The sequence below is a fragment of the Protofrankia sp. BMG5.30 genome (genome assembly GCF_001983005.1).
GTDB lineage: Bacteria > Actinomycetota > Actinomycetes > Frankiales > Frankiaceae > Protofrankia > Protofrankia coriariae.
Genome location: NZ_MOME01000045.1, coordinates 1 through 23,060 on the forward strand (window position 1 = coordinate 1; position 23,060 = coordinate 23,060).

Annotated in this window: 27 protein-coding genes and 1 tRNA gene; 20 read left to right on the forward strand and 8 right to left on the reverse strand. The window is 69.5% G+C overall.

Features of this window, described 5'->3' with window-relative positions:
• Positions 1-476: IS701 family transposase (locus BL254_RS20595; protein WP_371391089.1), on the reverse strand; the 476-nt coding region annotated here is incomplete at its 3' end.
• Between the two features lie 300 nt (positions 477-776).
• On the opposite strand from BL254_RS20595, the gene BL254_RS20600 reads away from it, so the two are divergent.
• Together BL254_RS20600 and BL254_RS29020 are read left to right on the forward strand one after the other, a co-directional pair.
• The gene (locus BL254_RS20600) at positions 777-1,067 is read left to right on the forward strand and encodes a hypothetical protein (RefSeq protein WP_175648436.1); all 291 of its coding nucleotides are present in this window, start codon (positions 777-779) and stop codon (positions 1,065-1,067) included.
• Positions 1,068-1,183: 116 nt separating this feature from the next.
• Entirely contained in the window at positions 1,184-1,318 is a 135-nt protein-coding gene (locus BL254_RS29020; RefSeq protein WP_256386267.1) for a hypothetical protein, read from the forward strand.
• Between the two features lie 83 nt (positions 1,319-1,401).
• Here BL254_RS29020 and BL254_RS20610 read toward each other — a convergent pair whose 3' ends face one another.
• Positions 1,402-1,818, reverse strand: coding sequence for a helix-turn-helix transcriptional regulator (locus BL254_RS20610; protein WP_047225300.1), 417 nt, complete (start codon positions 1,816-1,818; stop codon positions 1,402-1,404).
• A gap of 230 nt (positions 1,819-2,048) precedes the next feature.
• On the opposite strand from BL254_RS20610, the gene BL254_RS20615 reads away from it, so the two are divergent.
• From BL254_RS20615 to BL254_RS20650, 8 genes are all read left to right on the forward strand, one after another.
• Positions 2,049-2,471 (forward strand): hypothetical protein, encoded by a 423-nt coding sequence (locus tag BL254_RS20615; protein ID WP_047225299.1) that lies wholly within the window; start codon positions 2,049-2,051, stop codon positions 2,469-2,471.
• A complete protein-coding gene (locus tag BL254_RS20620) occupies positions 2,468-2,785 on the forward strand; it encodes a hypothetical protein (protein WP_235433863.1) in 318 nt (105 codons plus the stop codon). The genes BL254_RS20615 and BL254_RS20620 overlap by 4 nt, the downstream gene beginning before the upstream one ends.
• A gap of 124 nt (positions 2,786-2,909) precedes the next feature.
• Positions 2,910-4,433 carry an FtsK/SpoIIIE domain-containing protein gene (locus BL254_RS20625; RefSeq protein WP_076844655.1) on the forward strand — a complete coding sequence of 508 codons (1,524 nt, stop codon included), beginning with the start codon at positions 2,910-2,912 and terminating at the stop codon, positions 4,431-4,433.
• Positions 4,430-4,660: a hypothetical protein gene (locus BL254_RS26470; RefSeq protein ID WP_076844657.1), complete on the forward strand. Its 231-nt coding sequence runs from the start codon at positions 4,430-4,432 to the stop codon at positions 4,658-4,660. The genes BL254_RS20625 and BL254_RS26470 overlap by 4 nt, the downstream gene beginning before the upstream one ends.
• Positions 4,657-6,378 (forward strand): replication initiator, encoded by a 1,722-nt coding sequence (locus BL254_RS20635; protein ID WP_254858348.1) that lies wholly within the window; start codon positions 4,657-4,659, stop codon positions 6,376-6,378. The genes BL254_RS26470 and BL254_RS20635 overlap by 4 nt, the downstream gene beginning before the upstream one ends.
• A 34-nt stretch (positions 6,379-6,412) precedes the next feature.
• Complete coding sequence (locus BL254_RS20640) at positions 6,413-6,607, forward strand: helix-turn-helix domain-containing protein (RefSeq protein ID WP_047224756.1); 195 nt, start codon at positions 6,413-6,415, stop codon at positions 6,605-6,607.
• Between the two features lie 182 nt (positions 6,608-6,789).
• A complete protein-coding gene (locus BL254_RS20645; protein WP_047224755.1) occupies positions 6,790-7,122 on the forward strand; it encodes a hypothetical protein in 333 nt (110 codons plus the stop codon).
• Positions 7,123-7,371: 249 nt separating this feature from the next.
• The gene (locus BL254_RS20650; protein WP_083731264.1) at positions 7,372-8,685 is read left to right on the forward strand and encodes a site-specific integrase; all 1,314 of its coding nucleotides are present in this window, start codon (positions 7,372-7,374) and stop codon (positions 8,683-8,685) included.
• Positions 8,686-8,767: 82 nt separating this feature from the next.
• Here BL254_RS20650 and BL254_RS20655 read toward each other — a convergent pair.
• The 5 genes from BL254_RS20655 to BL254_RS29025 form a co-directional block, all read right to left on the reverse strand.
• Positions 8,768-8,840 (reverse strand) — tRNA-Lys (locus BL254_RS20655).
• Positions 8,841-8,942: 102 nt separating this feature from the next.
• Positions 8,943-9,560 carry a hypothetical protein gene (locus BL254_RS27895; RefSeq protein ID WP_076844659.1) on the reverse strand — a complete coding sequence of 206 codons (618 nt, stop codon included), beginning with the start codon at positions 9,558-9,560 and terminating at the stop codon, positions 8,943-8,945.
• Between the two features lie 335 nt (positions 9,561-9,895).
• Entirely contained in the window at positions 9,896-10,993 is a 1,098-nt protein-coding gene (locus BL254_RS20665) for a Rieske (2Fe-2S) protein (RefSeq protein ID WP_052914905.1), read from the reverse strand.
• Between the two features lie 531 nt (positions 10,994-11,524).
• Positions 11,525-13,066: a glycerol kinase GlpK gene (gene glpK, locus BL254_RS20670; RefSeq protein ID WP_047224754.1), complete on the reverse strand. Its 1,542-nt coding sequence runs from the start codon at positions 13,064-13,066 to the stop codon at positions 11,525-11,527.
• Between the two features lie 203 nt (positions 13,067-13,269).
• Entirely contained in the window at positions 13,270-13,404 is a 135-nt protein-coding gene (locus BL254_RS29025; RefSeq protein ID WP_256386268.1) for a hypothetical protein, read from the reverse strand.
• 158 nt (positions 13,405-13,562) lie between these two features.
• On the opposite strand from BL254_RS29025, the gene BL254_RS29635 reads away from it, so the two are divergent.
• The 4 genes from BL254_RS29635 to BL254_RS20685 all read left to right on the forward strand — a co-directional run bounded on the left by BL254_RS29635 (position 13,563) and on the right by BL254_RS20685 (position 16,170).
• On the forward strand, positions 13,563-13,658 hold the full coding sequence (locus BL254_RS29635; RefSeq protein ID WP_371391077.1) for a putative leader peptide: 96 nt from the start codon (positions 13,563-13,565) through the stop codon (positions 13,656-13,658).
• A 179-nt stretch (positions 13,659-13,837) separates the two neighbouring features.
• Positions 13,838-14,545, forward strand: a complete 708-nt coding sequence (locus tag BL254_RS20675) for an alpha/beta hydrolase (RefSeq protein ID WP_076844661.1) — start codon at positions 13,838-13,840, stop codon at positions 14,543-14,545.
• A 126-nt stretch (positions 14,546-14,671) separates the two neighbouring features.
• On the forward strand, positions 14,672-15,490 hold the full coding sequence (locus BL254_RS20680) for a class II aldolase/adducin family protein (RefSeq protein WP_200902536.1): 819 nt from the start codon (positions 14,672-14,674) through the stop codon (positions 15,488-15,490).
• Positions 15,491-15,636: 146 nt separating this feature from the next.
• A complete protein-coding gene (locus BL254_RS20685; RefSeq protein ID WP_047224753.1) occupies positions 15,637-16,170 on the forward strand; it encodes an OsmC family protein in 534 nt (177 codons plus the stop codon).
• On the opposite strand, the gene BL254_RS20690 is transcribed toward BL254_RS20685, so the two are convergent.
• Positions 16,171-16,728 carry a GNAT family N-acetyltransferase gene (locus BL254_RS20690; protein ID WP_076844663.1) on the reverse strand — a complete coding sequence of 186 codons (558 nt, stop codon included), beginning with the start codon at positions 16,726-16,728 and terminating at the stop codon, positions 16,171-16,173.
• A gap of 148 nt (positions 16,729-16,876) precedes the next feature.
• Between BL254_RS20690 and BL254_RS20695 the strand changes: the two genes are divergently transcribed.
• The 6 genes from BL254_RS20695 (at position 16,877) to BL254_RS20720 (ending at position 23,032) form a co-directional block, all read left to right on the forward strand.
• The gene (locus BL254_RS20695; RefSeq protein WP_047224751.1) at positions 16,877-17,104 is read left to right on the forward strand and encodes a hypothetical protein; all 228 of its coding nucleotides are present in this window, start codon (positions 16,877-16,879) and stop codon (positions 17,102-17,104) included.
• A 223-nt stretch (positions 17,105-17,327) separates the two neighbouring features.
• Positions 17,328-17,825, forward strand: a complete 498-nt coding sequence (locus tag BL254_RS20700; protein WP_047224750.1) for a hypothetical protein — start codon at positions 17,328-17,330, stop codon at positions 17,823-17,825.
• Positions 17,822-18,712, forward strand: a complete 891-nt coding sequence (locus BL254_RS20705) for a hypothetical protein (RefSeq protein WP_254858350.1) — start codon at positions 17,822-17,824, stop codon at positions 18,710-18,712. The genes BL254_RS20700 and BL254_RS20705 overlap by 4 nt, the downstream gene beginning before the upstream one ends.
• A 258-nt stretch (positions 18,713-18,970) precedes the next feature.
• A complete protein-coding gene (locus BL254_RS20710) occupies positions 18,971-19,561 on the forward strand; it encodes a toll/interleukin-1 receptor domain-containing protein (protein WP_076844665.1) in 591 nt (196 codons plus the stop codon).
• A gap of 21 nt (positions 19,562-19,582) precedes the next feature.
• Positions 19,583-21,037 carry a tyrosine-protein kinase family protein gene (locus BL254_RS20715; protein ID WP_139342423.1) on the forward strand — a complete coding sequence of 485 codons (1,455 nt, stop codon included), beginning with the start codon at positions 19,583-19,585 and terminating at the stop codon, positions 21,035-21,037.
• 195 nt (positions 21,038-21,232) lie between these two features.
• Entirely contained in the window at positions 21,233-23,032 is a 1,800-nt protein-coding gene (locus tag BL254_RS20720) for a GAF domain-containing sensor histidine kinase (protein WP_076844668.1), read from the forward strand.
• The last annotated feature ends 28 nt before the right edge of the window (positions 23,033-23,060 follow it).

Sequence of the window (23,060 nt, forward strand, 5' to 3'; positions counted from 1 at the left end):
GCGCTGTCCCGCGGGTCGGACAGGGCGGTGTCGTCCCAGGAGGCCGGCAGGAACAGCCGCCAGTCCACCGCGGCCGACGCCCAGTCGGTGACCGTATGCACCGACACCCCGATCTGACAGTTCCCGACCTTCCCCAGGGAGCCGGAGTACATCCGGGCCACCCCCGGCGAGGCCGACCCGTCCTTCGGGAAGCCGGTGTCGTCCACCACCAGCGCGACCGGGTCGAGGAACCCGGCCGCCCAGCCGGCCAGCCGCCGCCGCACCTGGGTGTAGTCCCAGGTCGAACTGGTCACGAACTGCTGCAGCTGCTGAGGATCCACCCCGAGGCGGGCGGCCATCGGGACCATGCTCTTGCGCTTGCCGTCGGTCAACAGCCCCCGGACATACAGCTCACCCTTGCCCCGCTGGTCCCGCCGCGGCAGGTCCGCGAACATCTCACCCGCGAACCGTTCGATCACCGGCCGCACCCGGGCCATCTCGTCCTGTCTCACACCAACCACCGCCACACACATGAAGACGACAGTCAGTACAACCACAGACAGACCTAATCAAGTCCTAGTAGGGAAAGCTCACCTATTGCGGGGGCGTGTGGCTGTCGTTGACGGGTTGTCCGTCGGGCGCAGGCGAGAGTTACATGGGAATGGCATCTTCCGTGGGCTCGTGCGGCGCCGTGAGGCTGAGGCGCAGCCGGCCCCGTCCCATGTCGAGCGGTGGTCTCCGTGGGACCGGGCCGGCATCCAACCAGCGGATAACGAGAGCGGGACGGGATGCGACCGGTGACGGTAACCAGGAAGAACACGGTGGACGGTGGGGCCACGGATGTGCGGATGCCTGTCCTGTACGGGGTGGTGCGGTTCGAGCCGGGTGAGGAACGGCGGGTCCGCGACACCACGATCGCGTTCGATTCGCCCGCGTCGGYGGAACTGTTCGCGGTGGAAAGCGGCTGGTCCGACTTTCAGGTGACGCCGTTGTTCTTCTTTGTGGACAGCGTCACGGCGCCGACGGCAGGGCGGCTGCTGCTGGATGCGGCGCTGGCCCGGTCCATGCGGCGGGCCAACGGTCGATGACCGGCGACCGGGAGAGCGATCCGCCGGAGACCACATCTGGCTGTCCGTTGCCGGTGACCGGGCCTGATCCGGATGGCGGTGACTGCGCAGTCACGATCTATCCGGCGGATCGTCCGGTGGACGTGATGCGGGCCTGGGCAGCGCTTCCGGACGGGCTCRGGTTCGCCGAAGCGTTCGGCGATGTGGAAGTAATACTGGTGTTCCGACCATTCGACCGGCTGCTGTCCGGGGAGCTACCCGCGCCGGACTGAGCGGTTAGGGGCTGCCCTCACGGCACGGGTGCAAAGGGCCAGGATCCCGGGCGGTATAACGCCATCGGGGGATCCTGGCCCTTTTATCTGCCGGCCCCCTGGGCGGTGACGAGTTCCTCGACGGCGGCCATGCGGTGGCTCATGTCCGCAAGCTGCTGTTCGATGCGGTCGATCCCGGCGAGGATCTCCCGCATGGTTGCCCCGGCAGGGACGTCCGGTGCCTGGTCACCGACCAGCACCCGAATCAGGTGATCGCCGGGCCAGTCGAGCGCGCGGGCAAGCGCTGTCAGCGTCTTGTTCTGGACCCGCCGACCCTTACCGCCATGCTGGATCTGGCGCACGGTGGACACGGACACGCCGGAGATGTCGGCGAGTTCCTGCTGTCCGATGCGGCGGGCTGCCATCCGCTGGTTGACCGCGTCGGCGACCGCGGCCCAGTCCTCACCCCCGATCGCGCCCCGCGCCGTGTAGACGGGCGATCTTTCTTCCTGCTCCTCCATGCCGCCGATTTTAGCTGTCAAGCAAACAGTAGGGCATGTGAGGTACACATATATCCCAGCGGGACCCGCTGCCGGACGCATGGTCTTTGCTGCACGCTTATGTGAACCTCACATGCTACGGGCACATAATGGTTGATGAGCGGTTCACGCGCGGTGCACTGTATGTCCTGCAACGACCGACGGCCGGCAGCGGCCGGCACGCTGATGACGCAGGGCGAGGTGAAACGGCGATGGCGATACCGCGACGGATTCCGGTGGCGTTCGGGGATGTGTTTCCGCACGGCGCGTATGTGCTCGGGGTGGAGGCGGCCAGCGACTATGAGAAGGCGAAGGCGGGCCTTCCGGATGTGCAGGAACGGGACAAGGTCACCGGCGAGTTGGTATGGGTGGCCCGGGTGGTGGACGCCGATCCCCAGGCGCGGGCGGGGTCGGCGGAAGTGAAGGTGAAGATCTCATCCCCTGTTCGGCCGGTGCCGCCGGAGCCGATGCCGGGCACGCCATTTCGGCCGGTGGAGTTCGACGGACTGACGCTCACCCCGTGGGTGCGCACGAACGGTGACCAGCCGCGGCAGGAATTCGCGTTGCGGGCAACCGGTATGCGACCGGTCCGGGCGACAGCCGGTGGTCGGGGCTCGACGGGAGCGGCGGCATGACCGAGCCAACAGCCAGCCCGGACACCGATGGCGGGCGGATGCCGGTCGGGTCGTGGGGGCATGTCGGCCTGGCCGTGGGCGCGGACGGGTCGGCGCGCTGCCACACCTACCCGCACGAGCGGCCGATCCTCACCGTCGACGCCGGCCACATCGACCTGTCCCTGTCCGTGTCGGGCGGCACGGTGACCGCGGATCATCTCGTGTTCGCGCGGGCGCTGGTGCGGGCCGCCACCGACTATCTGAGCGCATGCGAACGGCTGCTGGCAGGCCGCACCGCCGACGATTCGACGAGCGATACCACGACAGCGGCCTGAGCACGCCTCTCCCGGGTACCGGGACGGCCGTCTGAGCTTTCTTTGCGCTCCGCCGGTTCCGGTCCGCCGATTCCTCTTTCTTTCCGTTTCTTTTTCGTGCGATGCAGGGTGGGTGTGATCTGTCATGGCCAGAATCAACGGCTCCCGGCCGTTTCCCGACGTGCCGACCCGGCATCCGAGAGTCGACGTGCCGCTGTGGGTGGTGCTGGTCGGGCTGGCCGGGCGGATGTGCGCCCGGCTGCTGCTCTTTGTGCTGCGGCATCCGGTGCTGGTGGGTCTGCTGTTGACGGTGCTGGTGATCCGGGAGCGGTGGGGGCTGGCCGGGCTGGGCCTGGTGCTCCTCGCCGTCGTGGTGCTGGCGGTGGGGTGGCGGCTGGCGCATCGCCGGTCGTTCGCCTGGCTGACCGGGTGGCTGCGGGGCCGGCTGCGGCTGYTGGCCGTCTACCGGTGGCGGTGGCGGCCGGTGATGGTCCATACCGGGCTGGCGATCCGGGTGCCGGTGTCCAACGGCGACCGGGTCGCCTTCGCCGAGACCTTCCCCCGCATCCGCACGATCCGTTCCGACCGGTGGGCCGACCGGCTACGGGTCGAACTGCTMTACGGACAGACCCCGCAGCAGTGGGCGGAGCAGGCCGAAGCGCTGCGGCAGGCGTTCCGCGCGCAGACCTGTCGGATCCGCGCTGATCGGGTGGGGTACCTCTGGCTGGACTTCACCCACCGTGACCCGCTGGCCGAACTCATCCCCCCGGCGGACCTGGAGGGTCCGGACGCGGATGGCGACGGCGGGGACGACGACGGTTGGGATGACGGCACGCCGGTGAACCTGGCCGGGATCCCGATCGGCCGGCAGGAGGACGGCCAGCCCTGGCGGCTACCGGTCCGCGGCGCCCATGTGCTGGTGGCCGGGGCCACCGGGGCGGGCAAGAGCTCGGTGCTGTGGGCGACGATCCGCGGGCTCGGYCCGGCGGTGCGCGCCGGCCTGGTCGAACTGTGGGTCGCCGATCCCAAGGGCGGGATGGAACTCGCGTTCGGCCGGGACATGTTCACCCGGTTCGCCACCGACACCGCCGGCATCGCCGACCTGCTCGACGACGCCGTGGCGGTCATGCGCGGCCGGGCCGGGCGGCTCCGCGGGGTTACCCGGCTGCACACCCCGACCACCGACGAACCGCTGATCGTCGTGATCGTCGACGAGCTCGCCGCCCTGACCGCCTACGTCACCGACCGGGAGCTCAAGCGGCGGCTGGCCGCCTCGTTGCCRCTGTTGCTGTCGCAGGGCCGGGCGCCCGGGGTGGTGGTCATCGGGGCGGTACAGGACCCGCGGAAAGAGGTGCTGCCGTTCCGGGACCTGTTCCCGGTCCGGGTCGCGCTGCGGCTGACCGAACCCGACCAAGTCGACCTGGTCTTGGGCGACGGTGCCCGGGATCGCGGGGCACGGGCCGAGGAGATTCCCGACGGGCTGCCTGGGGTCGGCTATGTGCTCGCCGACGGGCAGGCCGACCCGGTGCGGGTGCGGGCCGCCTGGGTCGACGACGCCGAGATCGGCCGGATGGCGCACCGCTACCGGCCGCCGGTGACCGGCACGGTGCTCGGTCTGGACGATCCCGGCACAGGGTGGACCCCGGACATCAACGGCTGGGCGGCATGAGCGGACCGGAMGGCTACGCCCCGGTGTTCGTGCTGCCGCTGTGCTCCTGGTGCCGGCACCTGTGGGCGGCGCACCGCACCGATACCGGTTGCCGGGTGCCGGTCGGGCGGGGGCGGGTGTGTGGCTGCCGGGAACCGCCCCCCGGCCACCCGCCCGACCCCGACCCGGCCGACGATCACGGCCCGGACCACAACCATGATCATGATCAGGAGGAGCGGGCCGCATGAAGCACGGAACGGACCCCGCCGGCCGGCTGCCGGCGCATCCGGACGGTCCGATCGGCCCCGTCGCGGCCACCGGCCCGGCGGTGGGGAGTCGGGCGGCGCGGCTGCGGCTGCCGCTGGCCCGGCAGGTTCTCGAGGCGGTCGCGGTCGACAACGGGGTGTGCCTCCGCCCGCTGGCCATGCGGAGAATCGACCTGACCACCGGCGAGACGGAAACCGTCCCTGTGCCGTGCGGGGCCACGTTGGCGTCGAAGTGCCCGCCGTGCGCGGACCGGGCACGGCGCCTGCGGATGGCGCAGTGCAAGGCCGGCTGGCACCTCGACGACGAACCGCTCCCCGACCCCGACCCGCCCACCGACGACGCGAAAACCCTCGTCCAGCTTCGCGCCGATCTCGAAGCCGTCCGCACCGACGCCGTCACCAGCCACGACGTGGAGCAGATCACCGAAGCGGACGATCTGATCTCCCAGGTGGACGCCGCGTTGACCGACCTTGGTGTGCGCGGGACGACCGCGCCGGAGGACCGGGAGCGGCCCCGGCGGACCCGATCGACCCGGCGCCGGCAGGACGCTCCCGACCTGCCCCGGCTGCCGGTGGATCGGCGTACCGTGGGCCGGACGTTCACCGCACCCGACGGGACGGTGTGGCGGCCGTCGATGTTCCTGACGTTGACCTGCGACAGCTACGGCCGGGTGACCAGCGACGGCACCCCGGTGGACCCGACGTCGTACGACTACCGGCGGGCGGCCCGCGACGCCATCCACTTCCCCAAGCTGGTGGATCGGTTCTGGCAGAACCTCCGCCGCGCGGTCGGCTGGGACGTGCAGTACTTCGCCGCCCTGGAACCGCAACGGCGCCTGGCGCCGCACCTGCACGCGGCGATCCGCGGCACGATCCCACGGGTGCTGCTGCGGCAGGTGGCGGCGGCGACGTACCACCAGGTGTGGTGGCCGGCATGTGACCGGCCGGTCTACGCCCCGGGCCGGCTACCGGTCTGGGAGGAGCGGGCCGGCGGCTACCTCGACCCGGACAGCGGCGCGGCGTTGCCGACCTGGGATGCGGCGTTGGATGCGCTCGGGGAGGATGCGGAGCCTGCGCATGTGGTCCGGTTCGGGGTGCAGGTCCGCGCGGACGGGGTGACCGCGAACAACGCGAATACCGGCCGGCTGATCGGCTACCTGACGAAATATTTGACCAAGAGTCTGGACGCCTGCCACGCGGCGACCACGGACGCGCAGCGACAGCATGTGGACCGGCTCGCCGACGCCCTGCGGTACGAACCGTGCGCGCCGGGCTGTGCAAATTGGCTGCTCTACGGCGTCCAGCCGAAGAACCCACGGGCCGGGCTGGTACCGGGMCGSTGCCGGGGCAAGGCCCACCGGCGGGAAACCCTCGGCTTCGGCGGCCGACGGGTGCTCGTCAGCCGGAAATGGTCGGGCAAGACCCTCGCCGACCACAAAGAAGATCGGAAAGTCTGGGTCCGGCAACAGCTCGCGGTCCTCGGCCACACCGACACCGGCGGCCAGGACGGCGGCGCCAACCGGGTGGTCTGGCAGCTCCTCCGACCCGGGGATCCGGCCACCCCGCGGCGTGAGCATCTCCTCCTGCGTGCGGTCGCGGACCGGCACCGGTGGCGCGCCCAACTGGATGCCGCCCGTGCCGCCCGCGGACAGCCCGACCCGGTGTCGGCAACCGACCCTCTACTCCGCGATGCCGCATGATCTCCGAGTCTTACGACGATTCCGGCGAGGACGTATGAACAAGCTCCTCCTGACCGCGGCCGAAGCCGCCGCGGTCCTCGGTGTCGGCCGGTCCACCGTCTACGAACTGATGGCGGCGGGGCAGATCGAATCCGTCCGCATCGGACGGTCGCGGCGGATCCCACGGGTGGCGCTCGTCGCCTACGTCGACCGGCTCCGCGGCGCCCCGGGCACGGAGGCCGCCGCATGATCACATGCCGGTCCGCGCCGAACCGGACAGCCGAGTTTCGGCAGTGCAGCACACGCGGCGATGCGGCCCGTGGGCCTCCGGCCGTACAGACACAAAAGATCTGTAAGGCGGTCCCGGCGGGTGCGCCAACACCACACCGGGACCTTGATCCGCACCCCTTCTCATACAAGGAGCGCAGACCTGTGCCCATCATTCCGCCTGACCTCGACCCGCCGCGCGACCCCTCCGACGGACAGCCCTTCGTCCGCCTCGACGCCCCCGGCCACGGCTTCTACGAGATGACCGTCAAACCGGGCGCCGACCCGTTCGACATCGCCCGGATCGCGGTCGCGATCCCCACCGACGCGGTGTTCGTCGAAGCCCTCGGAGACGTCGACGTGGTGCTGGTGTTCCGCGCGATCCCCGGCAGCACGCTTCCGGCAACGCTTCCGCCGCGCCGACCTGGTCCGGCCGGCGGCTGGCTGCCCGACCTCCGCCCGTATCGGACGGTTCCCGCGCAGCCTCAGCCCCGCTGACCAGGAGTCGCGGTCCTTCCCCCCTTTCTTTCCCGTTCCTCTGCTGGGCGTTACACCCGTCGGGAGCGCGGACGGGTCCAGGGTCGGCGGAGCCGATCACGTAGTGACGCGGTAGCGCCCTGGACGCGGCCGGGCTCCCGACGGACCCTCCTTCGCCCCAGAGGAGCGGGAGCGGCGAACCGCCGGACGCAACCTCCCGGCGTTCTCCTGTTTTTCGCATCATTTCTTCGGCAAGGAGTGATCTTCATCATGTCCGGCAAGCGGCAGGATCCGACCGGAGCAGCCGACGACGAACCGACCTGCTCTGATGCCCAGAGCTCGGAGCGCCAGGCGCGAAATGCCCCCGCTCGCCGGGGTCGTCGGCGCAGCCACGGGGACGGGGCGTTGTTCCAGCGGGCCAGTGACGGCCTGTGGGTCGGTCGCGTCGACCTCGGCTGGATCGACGGGAAGCGGGTCCGCAAGACCGTCTACGGCAAGACGGAAAAAGAATGCCGAAGCAAGCTCAAGGAAGTTCAGAAGGCCGCGGAGCTGGGCGTCAACGTCACCGCGGAGCGTCGAACAGTCACGGTGTGGCTCGGTGAATGGATGGAGATCAAGCGCGGTGACGGGACACGACCCGCGACGCTGCGTACCTACCGCTGGCTCATCAACACGCACATCGTGCCGACGATCGGCCGGATCCAGCTCGACAAACTCACTCCCCTCGACGTCCGACGTCTTGTCGCGGCGGCGAAGGCGGCCGGACTGTCCCCGGTAAGCGTCCGCCACGTGCATAGCCTGATCCGTAACGCGCTCGCCGAAGCCGAACGGCTCGATCTCGTGCCACGCAACGTCGCGAAGGCGGTACGTGCACCATCCGTCCCACACAAGGACGTCCGGGCGCTGCGTCCCGAGGAGGCACGGCGCCTGATCGAGGTTCTGCGCGGTGACCGTCTGGAAGCGCTCTTCGCCTGCGCCCTGATGCTCGGCCTGCGCCGCGGGGAGATCCTCGGCCTGCGCTGGACCGACGTCGACCTTGACGGCGCCGTCCTCCACGTCCGCCAGAGCCTCCAGCGGGTCGACGGCTCCCTGACGTTCGTACCKGCGAAGACCGTCCGCTCACACCGGAAGCTGCCGATTCCGGCTCGACTGGTGGAGCTCCTGCGCCAACACCGAGTGCTGCAGGCAGGCGAGCGGTTCGAACGCGGAGACGGCTGGACTGAGACGGGCCTCGTGTTCACCTCGTCGATCGGTACCCCGTTGGAACCACGGAACGTCAACCGCCGGTTCGATCAGCTTCGGGAAAAGGCCGGGCTCCCYTGGCTCCGCCTGCATGATCTTCGCCATGCGTTCGCGTCGATGCTGTTCTCCGAAGGGGTGCCCGCGCGCACGGTCATGGAACTACTCGGACATTCGACCATCCAACTGACCATGAACACGTACACCCATGTCATGCCCGAGACCCAACGGGACGCCGTGGGCCGCCTGGACCACCTGCTCACCGGCGGCAGGCCCACGGACGACGAGGACGACAGCGCGGACGAAGCCGGAAGCCCCGACCCCACCGACACCGACCAACAGTGATCGATTCCAGATGGGTACACCGTTGGGTACATTGATCTTCAGAAGGTTATCACTGAGAGTAATAACCACTGGTCAGGATGGGTGCGCCGCCAGGGACTTGAACCCCGAACCCGCAGATTAAGAGTCTGCTGCTCTGCCAATTGAGCTAGCGGCGCGTGTCGCGTGCTGTGCGCTGCGACGGGTCCGAATGTACCAGGCTCGGGCGGGGTCGGGGCCCACGGGTAGGCCCCGACCGGACCAACTTGGCCACATCGGCCTCAGGGCTTCTCGCAACCGAAGCCGTCGTGATCGCTGTCGAGACGGAACGGGTCCRGGGAGAGCACCCGGATCGGCCCGGTGACGTAGTGAGGGCCGTTCCCGGAGCCGCCCGCGCAGTCGTAGTCGCCGATCCCGTCCTTCAGGCACACGTCCGGATAGGCCGGGTTGCAGACAGCGGGAGGCGCGGCCGGTGCGGTGGTGGGTGCCGGTCGCGCCGGGGCTGCGGCGGCCCGTGCGGGCGTCCGCGCGGGTGCGGCTGGCGGTGGGACGGATCGTGACGTCGCGATCGTGGCGACGGGAATGCCAGGAGAGGCAGGAGCGTCAGATGCCGTCACGACGGGCACGGGCGGTTGTGTCGGCTGACCGGCGACCGCCAGCGGCTCGGCCGCGGACAGCGGAGTGCCGACAGCCGACGGCGCGGACGTGGGCGATGGGCTCACGACCGCACTCGGAGCGGCCGACGTCGACACCGCCGCCTGATCGCTTTTCGGAGCCAGCGCCGTGAGGACGAGAAGCCCCAGGAAGCTCGCCCCGGTGACGATTCCAGCGCTCCGGCGGTTGCGGATTCGTGCCTGGTGCAGGTGACCGCGCACCAGCCCGACAAGTCCGACAATCATAATGATTAATGCCAGTAATATACAAAAGGCCAACACGTGGTCCCCCCATGTGTGCGTGGCCAGCGACTCTACAGCGCAGGTGGATCATGCTCGGTCGCCGGGTGGTCCCGCAAAAAGGCTGCCGGACCTGCACACATGGCGCTCGTAGCCGGTGCTCGCGGAGCGTAGCGGCCTGCCGGGATCCCGCGCTGCCACGGGCCCGAGTCGTCTCGGGCCTCGCCGGCACCGGTTGGACGTCCGGTCGCTCCCAGCAGGGACCCGACGTTCAACCGGTGCCGGCCACCGGGCCGCCTGGCCCACGGGCGTCGCGGGCGCCGTCCACGCGGCCGACGGTGCTACGCGCTGACGGCGGATTCCTCCGGCGCTGGGTCGCCGAAACGCCAGCCCGGCGCGATACGGCGCTGGAAGAAGGCACGGAACTCGCGGACGGACGGGCCGTCCGGCTTCACCCAGAGGGTTTTCTCGGGATGCCGCAGCCAACGCAGCACGTCGATGTCGGCGTAGACGTTCCGCCGGACCGTCAGCCACATCATGCGCGCGATCAGGTGGTTGAGCGGCGCGAACAGCGGGCCGGGGCCTATTTTGCGGACAATGACCCGGTAGCCAAAGAACATCAGGTCGTCCCGGACGGGGGTGCCGCCGAGAACAATTGTCAGCAGCGGGCCGGAGCGGTCGACCGTGGCGTCCTTCTGCGTCCGGTAGAGTGACGCGGACGGCCCGATCATCTCGATGAACGCGTACGGCTTGAACCAGCGCTGGACCTTCTTCATGCCGGTCGCGTCGGCAGGCCGCAACTGGTATTCCAGGCGGTCTTCCTTGTTCGCCAGGATGGCGTACTCCAGCTTTCCTACGCCCTTGTGTGCGACCGGGAAGTGGTAGATGTCGGAAACGTGTTCCGCGACCGGCAGCAGCGTGCCCCGGGCGGTGTAGATCTGGCCCTTGAGGTTCAGGTACTTCTTGGAGTCGGCGTAGGGCACCTCGACGAACTCACCGACCGGTTCGGGGCCGTACCAGAACCAGATGTTCCCGGCGTGCTCCCGGACGGGGATCGCGCGCTGGCCGGCCCGCGGGGGGATCTTCGCCTGGTCCAGCCCGGGGATGACCTCGCAGCCGCCGTCGGTCCGGAACTCCCAGGCGTGGTAGCCGCACTTGATCCGGTCATCGACCACGGTGCCGCAGCGGCCGAGGTCAGCACCCATGTGGCAGCACTGGCTGTCCACCATGCCGACCCGGCCGCTCTTCCCGCGGAAGAGCGCGAACTGGTGGGACATGAACTCGACGGGCAGCACCTGGCCCGGTTCGAGATCCTCACTGTACCTGGCGAAATACCAGCCGAACGGGTAGTCGGTCTTCTGTTCCTCGCCGAAGGACTGACCCTCAAGYAGCCGCCTGTCGTATTTCTTGAGTTGCTTCTGCCATTTCGACTTCGCCACGGGTCCTCCGCGAGTAATACTTGGAGAAAAATGGGTGTACACGAGAGATAGCCGGCGAGATGGCCTTGTATTATCGGCCGGTTGACCGCACCGGGCGGTAACGCATGATCGACGTTAGCATGCGGCCCGCGACAGATCCCGAGGATGCCGCTGCGTGACGGAAACAACAAGCGACGCACGGCAGCGAGGTAACATGGTAACGGCCGTGTTTCGAACGGAGGGCACCCACCCAGGCGCCATCCGTTACCCGCCGTACCCCCAACGGCGGCCGGTTTCCCGCGAGGTATGCTCTACCCGTCCGAGACAACGGCAAAGCAACCGCGAGCCCGTATGTCGCCCACCGCACACCGAAGCCGCCGGCGCGATTGTTCCGGCTATTCTGTCGTGGCCGGAACCAGTGAAATCACAGGCTGTTCCCGACTGCTGGAAAAATGTTCGACGCGCAACCAGGAGCCGTCCACACCGGCTCATGCCGGCCCATGCCACACGTTCACCTCGGTGCGCACCGGTGCATGTCCGTTCGCACCCGGCTCACCCGTGGCCGGGCTCAGGGTCGGGGTCCACGTCCACCCAGTTCAGGGTGCGTTCGACGGCCTTGCGCCAGCCCGCGTAGCCGCTTTCGCGCCGGTCCGCCGACCAGCGGGGCTCGAAGCGGCGCTCCTCCCGCCAGTGCGTGGACAGCTCACCGGTGTCCTTCCAGAAACCCACGGCAAGGCCGGCGGCATACGCGGCGCCGAGCGCCGTCGTCTCGGCGACCACCGGACGGCTGACGGGGACGCCCAGGATGTCCGCCTGCGTCTGCATGCACAGGTCGTTGGCGGTCACGCCGCCGTCGACCCGCAGGACGTCCAGGGCCACGCCCGAGTCCAGCCGCATCGCCTCGGCCACGTCCCGGCTCTGGTAGCAGATCGCCTCGAGCGCGGCGCGGGCCAGATGGGCGCCGGTGTGGAAGCGTGACAGCCCGACGACGGCGCCCCGCGCGTCGGAACGCCAGTACGGCGCGAACAGCCCGGAGAAGGCCGGGACGAAGTAGATCCCGCCGCTGTCGGAAACCGTCGCGGCCAGTGTTTCGCTCTCGGCCGCGCTGCTGATGATRCCGAGCTGGTCGCGCAGCCACTGCACGGCCGACCCGGTGACGGCGATCGAGCCTTCCAGCGCGTACACCGGGTCGTCGTCACCGAAGCGGTAGCCGACCGTCGTGAGCAGCCCGTGCTGGGAGGGCACCGCCCGCGACCCGGTGTTCAGCAGGAGGAAGTTGCCGGTGCCGTAGGTGTTCTTGGCCTGCCCGGGGTCGAAGCAGACCTGCCCGACGGTGGCGGCGTGCTGGTCGCCGAGGTCGGCGGTCAGCGCGACCTCGCCGCGCAGCGGCCCGGAGACGGTGGTCGAGCCGTAGCCGGTCGGGTCGGACGACGGCCGGATCGCCGGGAGTATCGCCCGCGGGACGCCGAAGAACTCCAACAGTTCGTCGCCCCAGTCGAGGGTGTGCAGGTCCATCAGCATGGTGCGGCTGGCATTGGTGACGTCCGTCACGTGCAGCCCGCCGCGCGGCCCGCCGGTGAGGTTCCACAGCAGCCAGCTGTCCACGGTGCCGAAGACGGCCTCACCCCGTTCGGCCGCGGCGCGGACCCCGTCGACGTTGTCGAGAATCCACGCGATCTTGCCTGCGGAGAAGTAGGTCGCCGGTGGCAGGCCGGACCGGCGCCGGATCACCTGGCCGCGGCCGTCGCGCTCCAGCGCGGCCACGATCCGGTCGGTGCGGGTGTCCTGCCAGACGATCGCGTTGTGGTAGGGCCGGCCGGTGCGCGGGTCCCACACGATCGTGGTCTCGCGCTGGTTGGTGACGCCGAGCGCGGCCAGGTCCGCGGCGCCGAGGCCGGCGTCGGTCAGGGCCGCCGCGACGACGGCGGCCGTGCGCTCCCAGATCTCCACCGGGTCGTGCTCGACCCAGCCCGCGCGCGGCAGGATCTGGGCGTGTTCGAGCTGGCGGCGGGCGACCTCGTTGCCATCATGATCGAAAATCATGAAACGGGTGCTTGTGGTGCCCTGGTCGATCGCCCCGACGAAATCGCCCATCGCCGTCCTTCCGTCCCGTGCGGTCGTCGCATGTGGCGGCCGCGCCCATCCGGGTGGGCGCGGCCAGCGGCGGCGTTCACCGGAGTGATGACCACCGGTAGTAGCGACCGCTGAAAGTAGCCACGACGTAGGAGCATGGCCCACCGGGAACCCACGGTCCATCGGCGCGTCAGGCCGCCCGGTGCACCAGGCTGCCCAGCGCATCAGGCCGCCCGGCGCGTCAGGCGGTCGGTGGCCGTCGCACGCGGCCAGCGCCCTGGTGACGCGATGGTGCTGACGTCGTAACAGGTCCCGAAGACGTCGTCGCACGCGGCCAGCGCCCTGGTGACGGCCGACACGCGATGTCCCTGCTGTCCGATGTTTCCGATGTCCGACGTTCCTGATGCCCGGGCGCTCCCGGTGTGCCGTCGGTGTGCCATCGGCGTGCCATCGGTGTCCCCCGCCCGACCGGGGCGAGTATTGACATCAACCCCACATCACACGCATTGTGGACGGCGTGCATACCGAGTCCCGGCTTGTGACCCGCGGTCACATTGATCTGCTGCGGGTCGCGTCAGCAGCCTGTCCGGGTCTTCCTTCCTTCCGTCGATAACCGCGTGCACCCGCACGCTGCCTGACCCGCTCACGGACTGTCGCTCTTCTTCCGTAGGACGAAAGCACGTGTTTCCCGCACGTTTCGTTTCCATCCCCTGTGGGACGCGGAAGAAAAACAACGRCACGCATCCACGCCGGCCATCGCGACAGCTCCCATCCGACGACAGGAGATGCACAATGACCTCCGCGCCGCCCGCGACATTCGCGTCGAGACGGCCGCCCACCGGCATCCATGGACATACAGCCGGTAACGCCGCGTCACTGACCACCACGCTCGAGGCGCCGCCCGGTGTGCCTCCCAGCCGGGGATCCGTCCTCATCCTGACCGGCCGGGACGAGACGGTCGCCTCCTTCGAGGGGCTCCGGCTGCGGCTGGCCCTCGACGGCTACACCACCACCGTCTCGGAGGAGCCCGGCAGCAGTGTGTCGACGCTGGCCGAAGCACGTATTCCCGGCGCATCCTTCGTCCTGCTGGGCTCGGACATYGGCGGGCTGCGCGCGCTGACCCTGGCGGGCTCCCCGGCGCTGCGCCCGGACGGCGTGGTCCTGCTCGGGCTGCCGCTGCTCCAACGTCCCCTCACCGCCGACGGCGGCGCCAGGAGCGGCGAGGATGCCACGGGCACCAGCGGCGTCGGCGGTGCCTACGCCCCGGTGTACCCGGTCCCGCGGGCCCTGCCCGATCTGCCCATCCTGCTCGTCCACGGGGTGGACGACCAGGTGAGCCCGCTGCCGCTCACCCAGATGATCATCCGTACCGCCCCCCGGGCGCGGCTCACCGTGGTGCCCGGCCAGCACGATGTGATCACCGGGCCCGGCTACCGGACGGTGGCCRCCAGCACGCTGGTGTTCCTGGAGTCCCTGCAACACGATCTGCCGCTCGGATGAGCAAGGGGCACGCGGAAACGGCGGCGGGCGGTGCGCGTGCCACGACAACGATCCTTTCCGCGATCCTTTCCGCGATCCTTTCCGGGGTCACGTCAAGGTCCGAGGTCACGTCAAGGAGATCAGGGCATGTCCACAAGCACCAGCCTCGCCCCCAGCATCCGCGAGCAGTTCCGGCAGACCCCGCTGCGCGTGGCCGACCAGAGCGTCCCGAAGCACCCCGAGCCCGAGGGCTCCGTCGAGGAGATACGGCTGCACCGCAAGCAGCGGCTGGCCGCCGCCTTCCGGCTGTTCGCGAGGTTCGGCTACGACCACGGCATCGCCGGCCACATCACGGCGCGTGACCCGGAGCTGCCCGACCACTTCTGGGTCAACCCGCTCGCCGTGCCGTTCGCCCAGATCAAGGTCTCCGACCTGCTGCTGGTCAACCACAACGGCGACATCGTCATCGGCGACCGCCCCGTCAACACGGCCGCGTTCGCCATCCACTCCCAGGTACACGCCGCCCGTCCGGAYGTCGTCGCCGCGGCGCACGCGCACGCGTTGGCCGGTAAGGCATGGTCGTCCCTCGGCCGGCTGCTCGACCCGATCACCCAGGACGCCCTCACGTTCTACGGCAGCCACTCGCTCTACGCCGACTTCAACGGTGTGGTCCTCGACACGGCGGAAGGACGCAACATCGCCGAGGCGCTGGGGCCGAACAAGCTCGTGATCCTGCAGAACCACGGCTTCCTCACCGTCGGACGGTCCGTGGAGGAGGCCGCGTGGCTGTTCGTCACCGCCGACCAGAGTGCGCACGCGCAGCTTCTCGCCGAAGCCGCCGGCCGCCCGAAGCTTGTCCGGCACGAGGTCGCCGCGCCGCTGGGCCGCAGCCGTTCCTTCGGTGGCCTCAGTTTCGCCCCCTACTGGGACATCATCACCGCCGAACAGCCGGACCTGTTCGACTGAGCGCGCCGGGTGGCGCACTGTGTGGGTGACGCGGTTCCCGTCCCGCGTCACCCACACAGCTGTGCGGCCACGGGGCGCCACGGGGTTCGGCAGGCCACGGACCGGCATACTTGCCGACGACGGAGCGACGACGAGAGGACGGCCCGGTGAGCGGTCTGAGCGAATACCTGATCGGCAAACGCGACGCTCTCCTCGCCCATCGGGAGCGGGTGGCCGCCGGCGACGTCAAACCGCTGACCGTCTCGGCGACCGTCACCGCGGAGGGGCGCACCGGCGTGCGCCGCATCCGGGCCCGCGAGTTCCAGATCATCAGTGACAGCGGGCCGGATCTGGCCGGGCACAACCTGGGCCCGACCTCGCCGGAGATCCAGCTCGGCGTGCTGGGCAGCTGCCTGACCCACACCTACCTGATCCAGGCGGCCACGCTCGGCGTCCCCCTGGACTCCCTCGACATCGACGTCACCGCCACCTTCGACCCGCGCGCCGGCGAGCCCGGCTACGAGGACCTGCCGGTCTACCCGCACGATCTGCGCTACGCCGTACGGCTGTCCTCCCCCGCGTCCGACGAGGAGATCAGCGGGCTGCGCGAGGCGGTGGAACGCACCTGCCCGATCCTGAACCTGCTGATCAACCCACAGCCAATCCAGGGCACCCTCGAACGCGTCCCAGCCCTGCCCTGATCAGACGGTACGCGCCGCCCACGTCTCCCGACTGATGGCGTAGACGTTGTTGTCCCGCCACGGGCCGACCGTGGCGATCTTCCGGAAGCTCATCCCGAGTTTCCGGGCGATTCCGTTCGCCCCGATGTTGCCCTGGTCAGTGACGGTGACCAGCTCGTCTTCACCGAGCGCGGCGAAACCGTAGTCGAGCGCGGTCCGGATCGCCTCGGTGCCGAGGCCCTGTCGCCAGCGGTCCCGGCGGATGGAGACGGCGACCTCGACCCCGGGCCAACCGTCGGCGTAGTACAGCCCGGCCCGGCCGAGGAACTCGCCAGTGGCCTTGTCCTCGACCGCCCACATGCCGTAGCCGAGCAGCACCCACATGCCGGCCAGATGGGTGACCAGCCGCTCGGTGCCTGCCCGGTCGAACGGGCCGTTGAGGTAGCGCATGGTCTCTTCGTCGGCGTTCATCGCCGCGTACGGGTCGATGTCCGCCGGCCGCCAGCAGCGCAGGATCAGCCGGTCCGTGACCACCGTCGGCACGACGATGGATGYGGGCTCGCCGAACTCCAGCGTCATCTCGACCCTCCCGGAAGCGCGAGCCGTGCGGACAGCACGCGGACTTGGTCGTGATACTCCCGGACCTCCGTCACGTCCTGCCACCGCGCCAGCCCGACGGCACCATAATCCGGCCGGCCGCGCAACTAACAGGCGATTGGGGGATGTCGTGACACGTACCGGGACCTGCACGATCCGGACCCGACCCCGGGCCGACGTGCCGGCGGACGCGGTGCCGTACGCCGTCGTCGTCTACGGGACTGATCAGCAGCCGGTCGAGGTCCGCCTGCCGTTTCCGACCGTGGCCGCCGCGGAGCACCACGCGACAAGCTGCGGGCTCGACGGCCGCGTGGTCCCTATCACCTTCCCGTTCCGCTCTCCCCGTATGGGGACCTAAAGACGCAGGCCCTCTGCCGTCCGTCTGGTGAGCAGAGGCAGGGGGCCTGTCTGATCGCGCRCCGGCCCGCGGCACGCCCACCCCCGATGCTGACGTGGGTGTAACCGCGGGCCGGCGCGTGCACCATCCCCACCCGACGTCGACAAGATCGTCCCGTGGCGACGTCCCTGTCCGGAACCGCCGGGCAGGGGTTCCACCCCTTCTCCTGTGAGGAGCTCACGGTATGGCTGCTGTGGCTGCCCCGGAAGCAGCGATGACGGCCCGGTTCCTGGTCCGCCCGGACGTGTTCGACCGGCTGGTCGACCGGGTGGCGGTCGAGGTCGCGGGAGGCCGCGACCTCGCCGTCCGGATCGTCGATCAGACGCTGGCGTTCCTGGCTGCCAGCGCGCGGAACCCGGGTGTCGGTCTGGCCCCGAGCCGGCTGGTCGACATCGGGTGGCACGTGTTCGTGCTCGACACCCGCGAGTACGCCGCGTTCTGTGACCAGGTCGCGGGCCGGTTCATCCACCACGTCCCCAACGACGCGGCGAACGAGCCGGTCCGGCAGATGGATGTCCGGGCCCGTACCCTGGCCGCGATCACGGATGCCGGCTATGCCGTCGACATGGACCTGTGGCCTCCGACGGGCACGGGGAGGTGCGGCTCCTGCGCCGATGAGGGGAACTGCTCGGCGTCCGGTAAGGACGGTGACGAGAATCAGGGATCGCGGATCCCGCGGTGATCCAGGAAGGGACCGGCATGGCGGACCTCTGGGATTCGCTTCCCGATCCGGTGCGCGAGGCGGTCGGGCGTCACCTCGGCCCGGTGGGCTCGGTGACCGCCGTCGACGGCGGGCGGAACAACGATCTGGCGGCCGTCGTGTACGGCCGGGACGGGCCGGTGTTCGTGAAGGCGGTCCGTGGGATCGGCAGGCGGATGCGCTGGCTGCGCAACGAGGTCACGGCCGGGACGCTTGCCGCTGGCATCGCGCCGGCCGTGACCTTCGCGGAGGACGTCACCGCGGACAACGACTGGCTGGTCGTCGGGTTCGAGTACCTGCCTGGCCGGTCCGCCGACCTCACACCCGGTTCGGCTGATCTTCCAACGGTCGGGCGCACCCTGGACCGGCTCGGCGGTCTGCCCGCGCCCGGGGTTCCCGGGCTGCACCAGCGGTGGACCGTGCGGGACTGGTGGAGCCGCCTGCGCGAGATCGCTCCGGACGTGGTGAACGGCTGGGACGTCGGCGTCATGGACCGATGGACGGCGCTGGCGCCCGAGGCGGTGGCGGGCGATCGGCTCGTCCACACCGATCTACACGGCGGCCAGTTCGTGATCGGAGCCGACGGGTCGATTCACGTGATCGACTGGGGGTGGCCCGCCGCGGGTGCCGAGTGGGTCGACTCCGCGTTCATGATTGTCCGGCTCGTCGAGGTGGGACATTCTCCGCGGGACGCCGAGACGTGGGCGGCAGCACGAGCGTGCTGGACGGCAGCGGACGACGCGCTCACCGCCTTCGCCGCCTTCGTCGCCGGCCTGTGGACCTACCGGACGGTGACCGGCRGGCCGGGAGCCTCGGCTGCCCGGGCACGGGTGGCACGCCGGTACGCCAGATGGCGACTCGCGGACTGATGTGAACCGTCCCAAACCACTCATTCCGAACCTGCCGATCGGCTCACAGCCGTTCCAGGGCACGCTCCGGTGTCGGTGAGCTGATATCGGTGGCCTGCGGTGCGGGTGATGGCTTGTGTCGGCATGACCGGTAAGCTGAGGGCGACATGTGCTATGTCTCACATGTCGTGTCTGTCGTTCCGCATCGGCTGTCCGGCGCGTCCCTGTCCGTACACCGTGGTCAGTGGCGGGACCGGTCCTGGGGGAGGCCGTTGAAGCATGTCGGGCTACCGGTTCGATGTGTTCCTGAGCTATCGGCGGGCGGGTACGGTCCTGCCATGGGTGCGCAACCACTTCCACCAGATGCTGGTGAAGTGCCTGACCGACGAGTTGGACCGCAAACCCGAGATTTTCATCGATGTCGACCGGATCCCCGTCGGGGACTACTGGCCGGACGTGCTCGCCGAGGCCCACAGCCGGTCACGCCTGCTGGTGGCGGTCTGGACCCCGTCCTATTTCGGCTCGCACTGGTGCGTCGCGGAATGGCGCAGCATGCGGCAACGTGAGGTGGTGTTCGGGCTGGACAAGCCGCTGAACGGGTGTCGCCTGGTATATCCCATACGGCTCAAGGACGGTCACCGTTTCCCCGCGGACGCGCAGCGGTCCGAACACTGGGACATGAAGGAGTGGAACGTCTCCTCGAGCTCCTTCGAACAGACGCCCGCCTACGTCGGGTTCGAGAGGAAGGTGGCGGAGATCGCGGAGGAGCTGGCGGCCAGGCTGGACGTGGTGCCGGAATGGCGCCCGAACCTCCCGATCCTGCGCCCCGAGCCCGAACCGGYCCACCGCGCGGACGTCCCGAGACTGTGAACGCGGTGAGTGGTGAGAACAGTGCGCGGTGAGCGTACGGGAAGCAGCGCGCGCACGAGCGGCACAGTGGTGACCTTCTACTCCTACAAGGGCGGTGTCGGGCGCACCTTCGCCCTGGCCAACACCGCGGCGCTGCTCACCTCGTGGGGCTACCGGACGCTGTGCATCGACTGGGACATCGACGCGCCGGGCATCCCGTTCTATTTCAGCCGCTGGCTGCCTGAACCGCCCGGGACCGGCCTGGTCGATTTCATCGACGATTTCGCGCGGGGCCGTGACCCGCGGGTCGCCGACTACGTCAGCCGGATATCCCTGCCGGGGCGGGACATACCTCTGGACCTGCTGCCCGCCGGCCCGGCCGACCGCTCCTCCTACGTCCCCCGGGCGCAGACGATCGACTGGGCCGGGCTGTACGGCGGGAAGGACCTCGGCGCCTTCCTGGAGGACTGCCGGGAACGCTGGGTGGCGGACTACGACTTCGTCCTGATCGACAGCCGGACCGGGATCACCGACATCAGCGGGATCTGCACGGCGCAGCTCCCCGACATCCTGGTCGTGYTCTTCACCGCCAACGAGCAGAGCCTGCGCGGGGTCCTGGACGTCGTGGAACGCGCCGAAAAGGCCCGCGACGACCTGCCCTACGACCGTTCCCTGCTGCTGACCCTCCCCGTCCCCGCGCGTTTCGACTCCCGGGAGGAGTACCGCCGGGCCCGGGACTGGCAGGAACGGTTCGGCCGGGATCTCGCCCCGCTCTTCCGGAACTGGGCCGTGGAGAAGGTGCCGCTGGAGGGGGTGCCGGTCGAGCGGCTGCTCGGCCTGCTCACGATCCCCTACGTCTCCTACTGGAGCTTCGGCGAGGACCTGCCGGCGCTCGAGGAGGAGGACCCGACCCCGGAGAAGATCGGATACTCGCTGGAGACCCTCGCGGCCACGATCGCCCACCGGCTGGACCGCAGCGACCTGCTCGTGGAGAGCAGGGACTCGTTCGTGGCCGCCGCCACCCGGCAGGGGCTGCGCTCACGCGGCGACGACTACGACTTCGACGTCTTCATCAGTCATGACATCTTTGAAAGCGGACAGCTCGCGAGGTCGCTGGAGGCTCTGCTGACCCGCCGGGGTCTGCGGGTGCTCGGGCCGTCGGAGCAGGCACGACAGCTCGCTACCGGTGTGGAGCGGTCACGCGCGCTGGACACTCTGCTGGCCCGGTCACGACACCTCGTCATACTGGTCGACCGGTACGTAGACCGTTCCCAGAACCACGAAATCAATCGGTTCATGCGCCAGACGCTGGACGACCAATCGGACCGCGCGGTCCTTCCCGTGCTCATCTCCGACACCGAATCGGATAATCTCCCGAGTCCGCTCAGGCACTTCCAGTACCTGCGCATAACAGACGAACAAGATCTTTCTGGTGTCGCGGACGGGATTGTTGGCACAATCACGGGAAGGAACCGCGGCCTGTTGGAACCCGGCTGACCGACGCATATAGCTCCTGTCCTGGAGCAGGCGCAGGGAAATCATTCGGCGGTGAAAAGAATCACGGTGGGCTGGCGGAGCGGCAGGTCGTACCGGTCGCGACAAGATGCCGATCGGGCCGCTCGGGATGATTCGCGCGATGTTGCCCGACGGGGAGATCTGCGGGGCCGTCGGGCGTAATACGTTGAGATCGTCATGGATGCAGAGACTGGCGGCGGGAATGCCGTACAACCATATGGTGATGACTTCGTTACCCATCGGGTCGACCAGGCCAAGGATCTGATCGTCACCCAGAGTCGCCTGCGTGGTCTGTTGCGGGCGAGCCRCATGGTTGCCTCGGACCTGAGCCTGCCCGTCGTGCTGACCCGCATCGTGGAAGCCGCATGCGATCTTGTGGACGCCCGTTACGGCGCGCTCGGCGTGATCGCACGCGACCAGAACCTCGAACAGTTCATCCATGTCGGCTTCGACGAGAGCATGGTCCGCCGGATCGGTGACCTGCCGCGGGGCAAGGGCATCCTCGGCCTGCTCATCCGGGAGCCCTACCCGCTGCGGCTCGACGACATCACCACCGACCACCGGGCGGACGGCTTCCCCGCCGGGCATCCGCCCATGCACAGCTTCCTCGGCGTCCCGATCCGGATCGGGACCAAGGTGTTCGGCAACCTCTACCTGACGGACAAACAGAACGCGTCCCGTTTCACCGCCGAGGACGAGGAACTCGTCCAGGCGCTGGCCGCGAGCGCCGGCRTCGCCATCGAGAACGCGCGGCTTTTCGAGGAGGCGCAGCGCCGGCAACGCTGGTTGCAGGCGTCCACCGACATCACCCGGTATCTGCTGGCCGAGGGGCCGAACCCGCTGGAACTCATTGCGCGCCGGACCCAGGAAATCGCCGTCGCCGACTTCTCCGCTGTGCTGCTCCCCCGTGGGTCGGCCGAGGAACTCGTCGTGGAGGTCGCCACCGGCGAATATCCGGACGGGCTGGTCGGCGCGGTCGTTTCCGCCTCGGATCCGCTGGCCGGCCAGAACGGCCCGTCAATGGTGATTCCGCTGATCGCCTCAGGGGAGAGTGTCGGGGCGCTCGTGCTCGGCCGGCGGGCCGAGGGCCGGCTTTTCACCGACGCCGACATCGACATGGCGTCGGGTTTCGCCGGGCACATAGCGCTGGCGCTCGAGCTGGCCCAGGCCCGCGCCGACCGCGACCGCATCGCCCTCCTGGAGGAGCGCGACCGCATCGCCCGCGACCTGCACGACCACGTCATCCAACGGATCTTCGCTACGGCGATCGGGCTGCAGGGCCTGGTCTCGCGCACCGGCGAGGCGCAGCAGGGGGACCGGCTGACCTCCTACATCGACGACCTGGACGAGACCATCGGCCAGATCCGCACGACGATCTTCCAACTGCGCCGCCGCGGGCGCGACAACGTTCCGAGCCTGCGCGGGCAGATCCTCGACATCGTCGACGACGCGACCGTCTCCCTCGGGTTCGCGCCGCACCTGCGCTTCGAAGGCGCGCTGGACTCCAGCGTGTGCAACATCGTCGGCGAGCATCTGGTGGCGGTGCTGCGCGAGGCCCTGTCGAACGTCGCCCGGCACGCGTCGGCAACCCAGGTGTACGTGACCGTCTGGTCCACCGACGGCCAGGTACGGCTGGACGTCATCGACAACGGGGTCGGTGGGGTGAACCCGGAGGGCCGGGACAGCTCCAGCGGGCTGGCCAACATGCGCAGCCGGGCGGAGGAGCTCGGTGGCAGGTTCATCGTGTTCTCCCCCGCCGCCGCCGGTACCCGGCTGTCCTGGTCCGCCCGGACCCGCGCGCTGGACACAGCGAATACAGCGAATACAGCGAATAAGTCGGACACACCGGATGGGCCGGACGGGCCGCATCCCGCCGATGGCCCGTGTCGCCCGAGCGGCACAGGCCGTTCGAGTGACACGGAACCGTCGAGCGGCACGCAGCCGTCGGATGGCGCTCAGCCGCCGTCGGGCGGCTGAGCCGTCGGGCGGCTGAACGCAGAGCAGG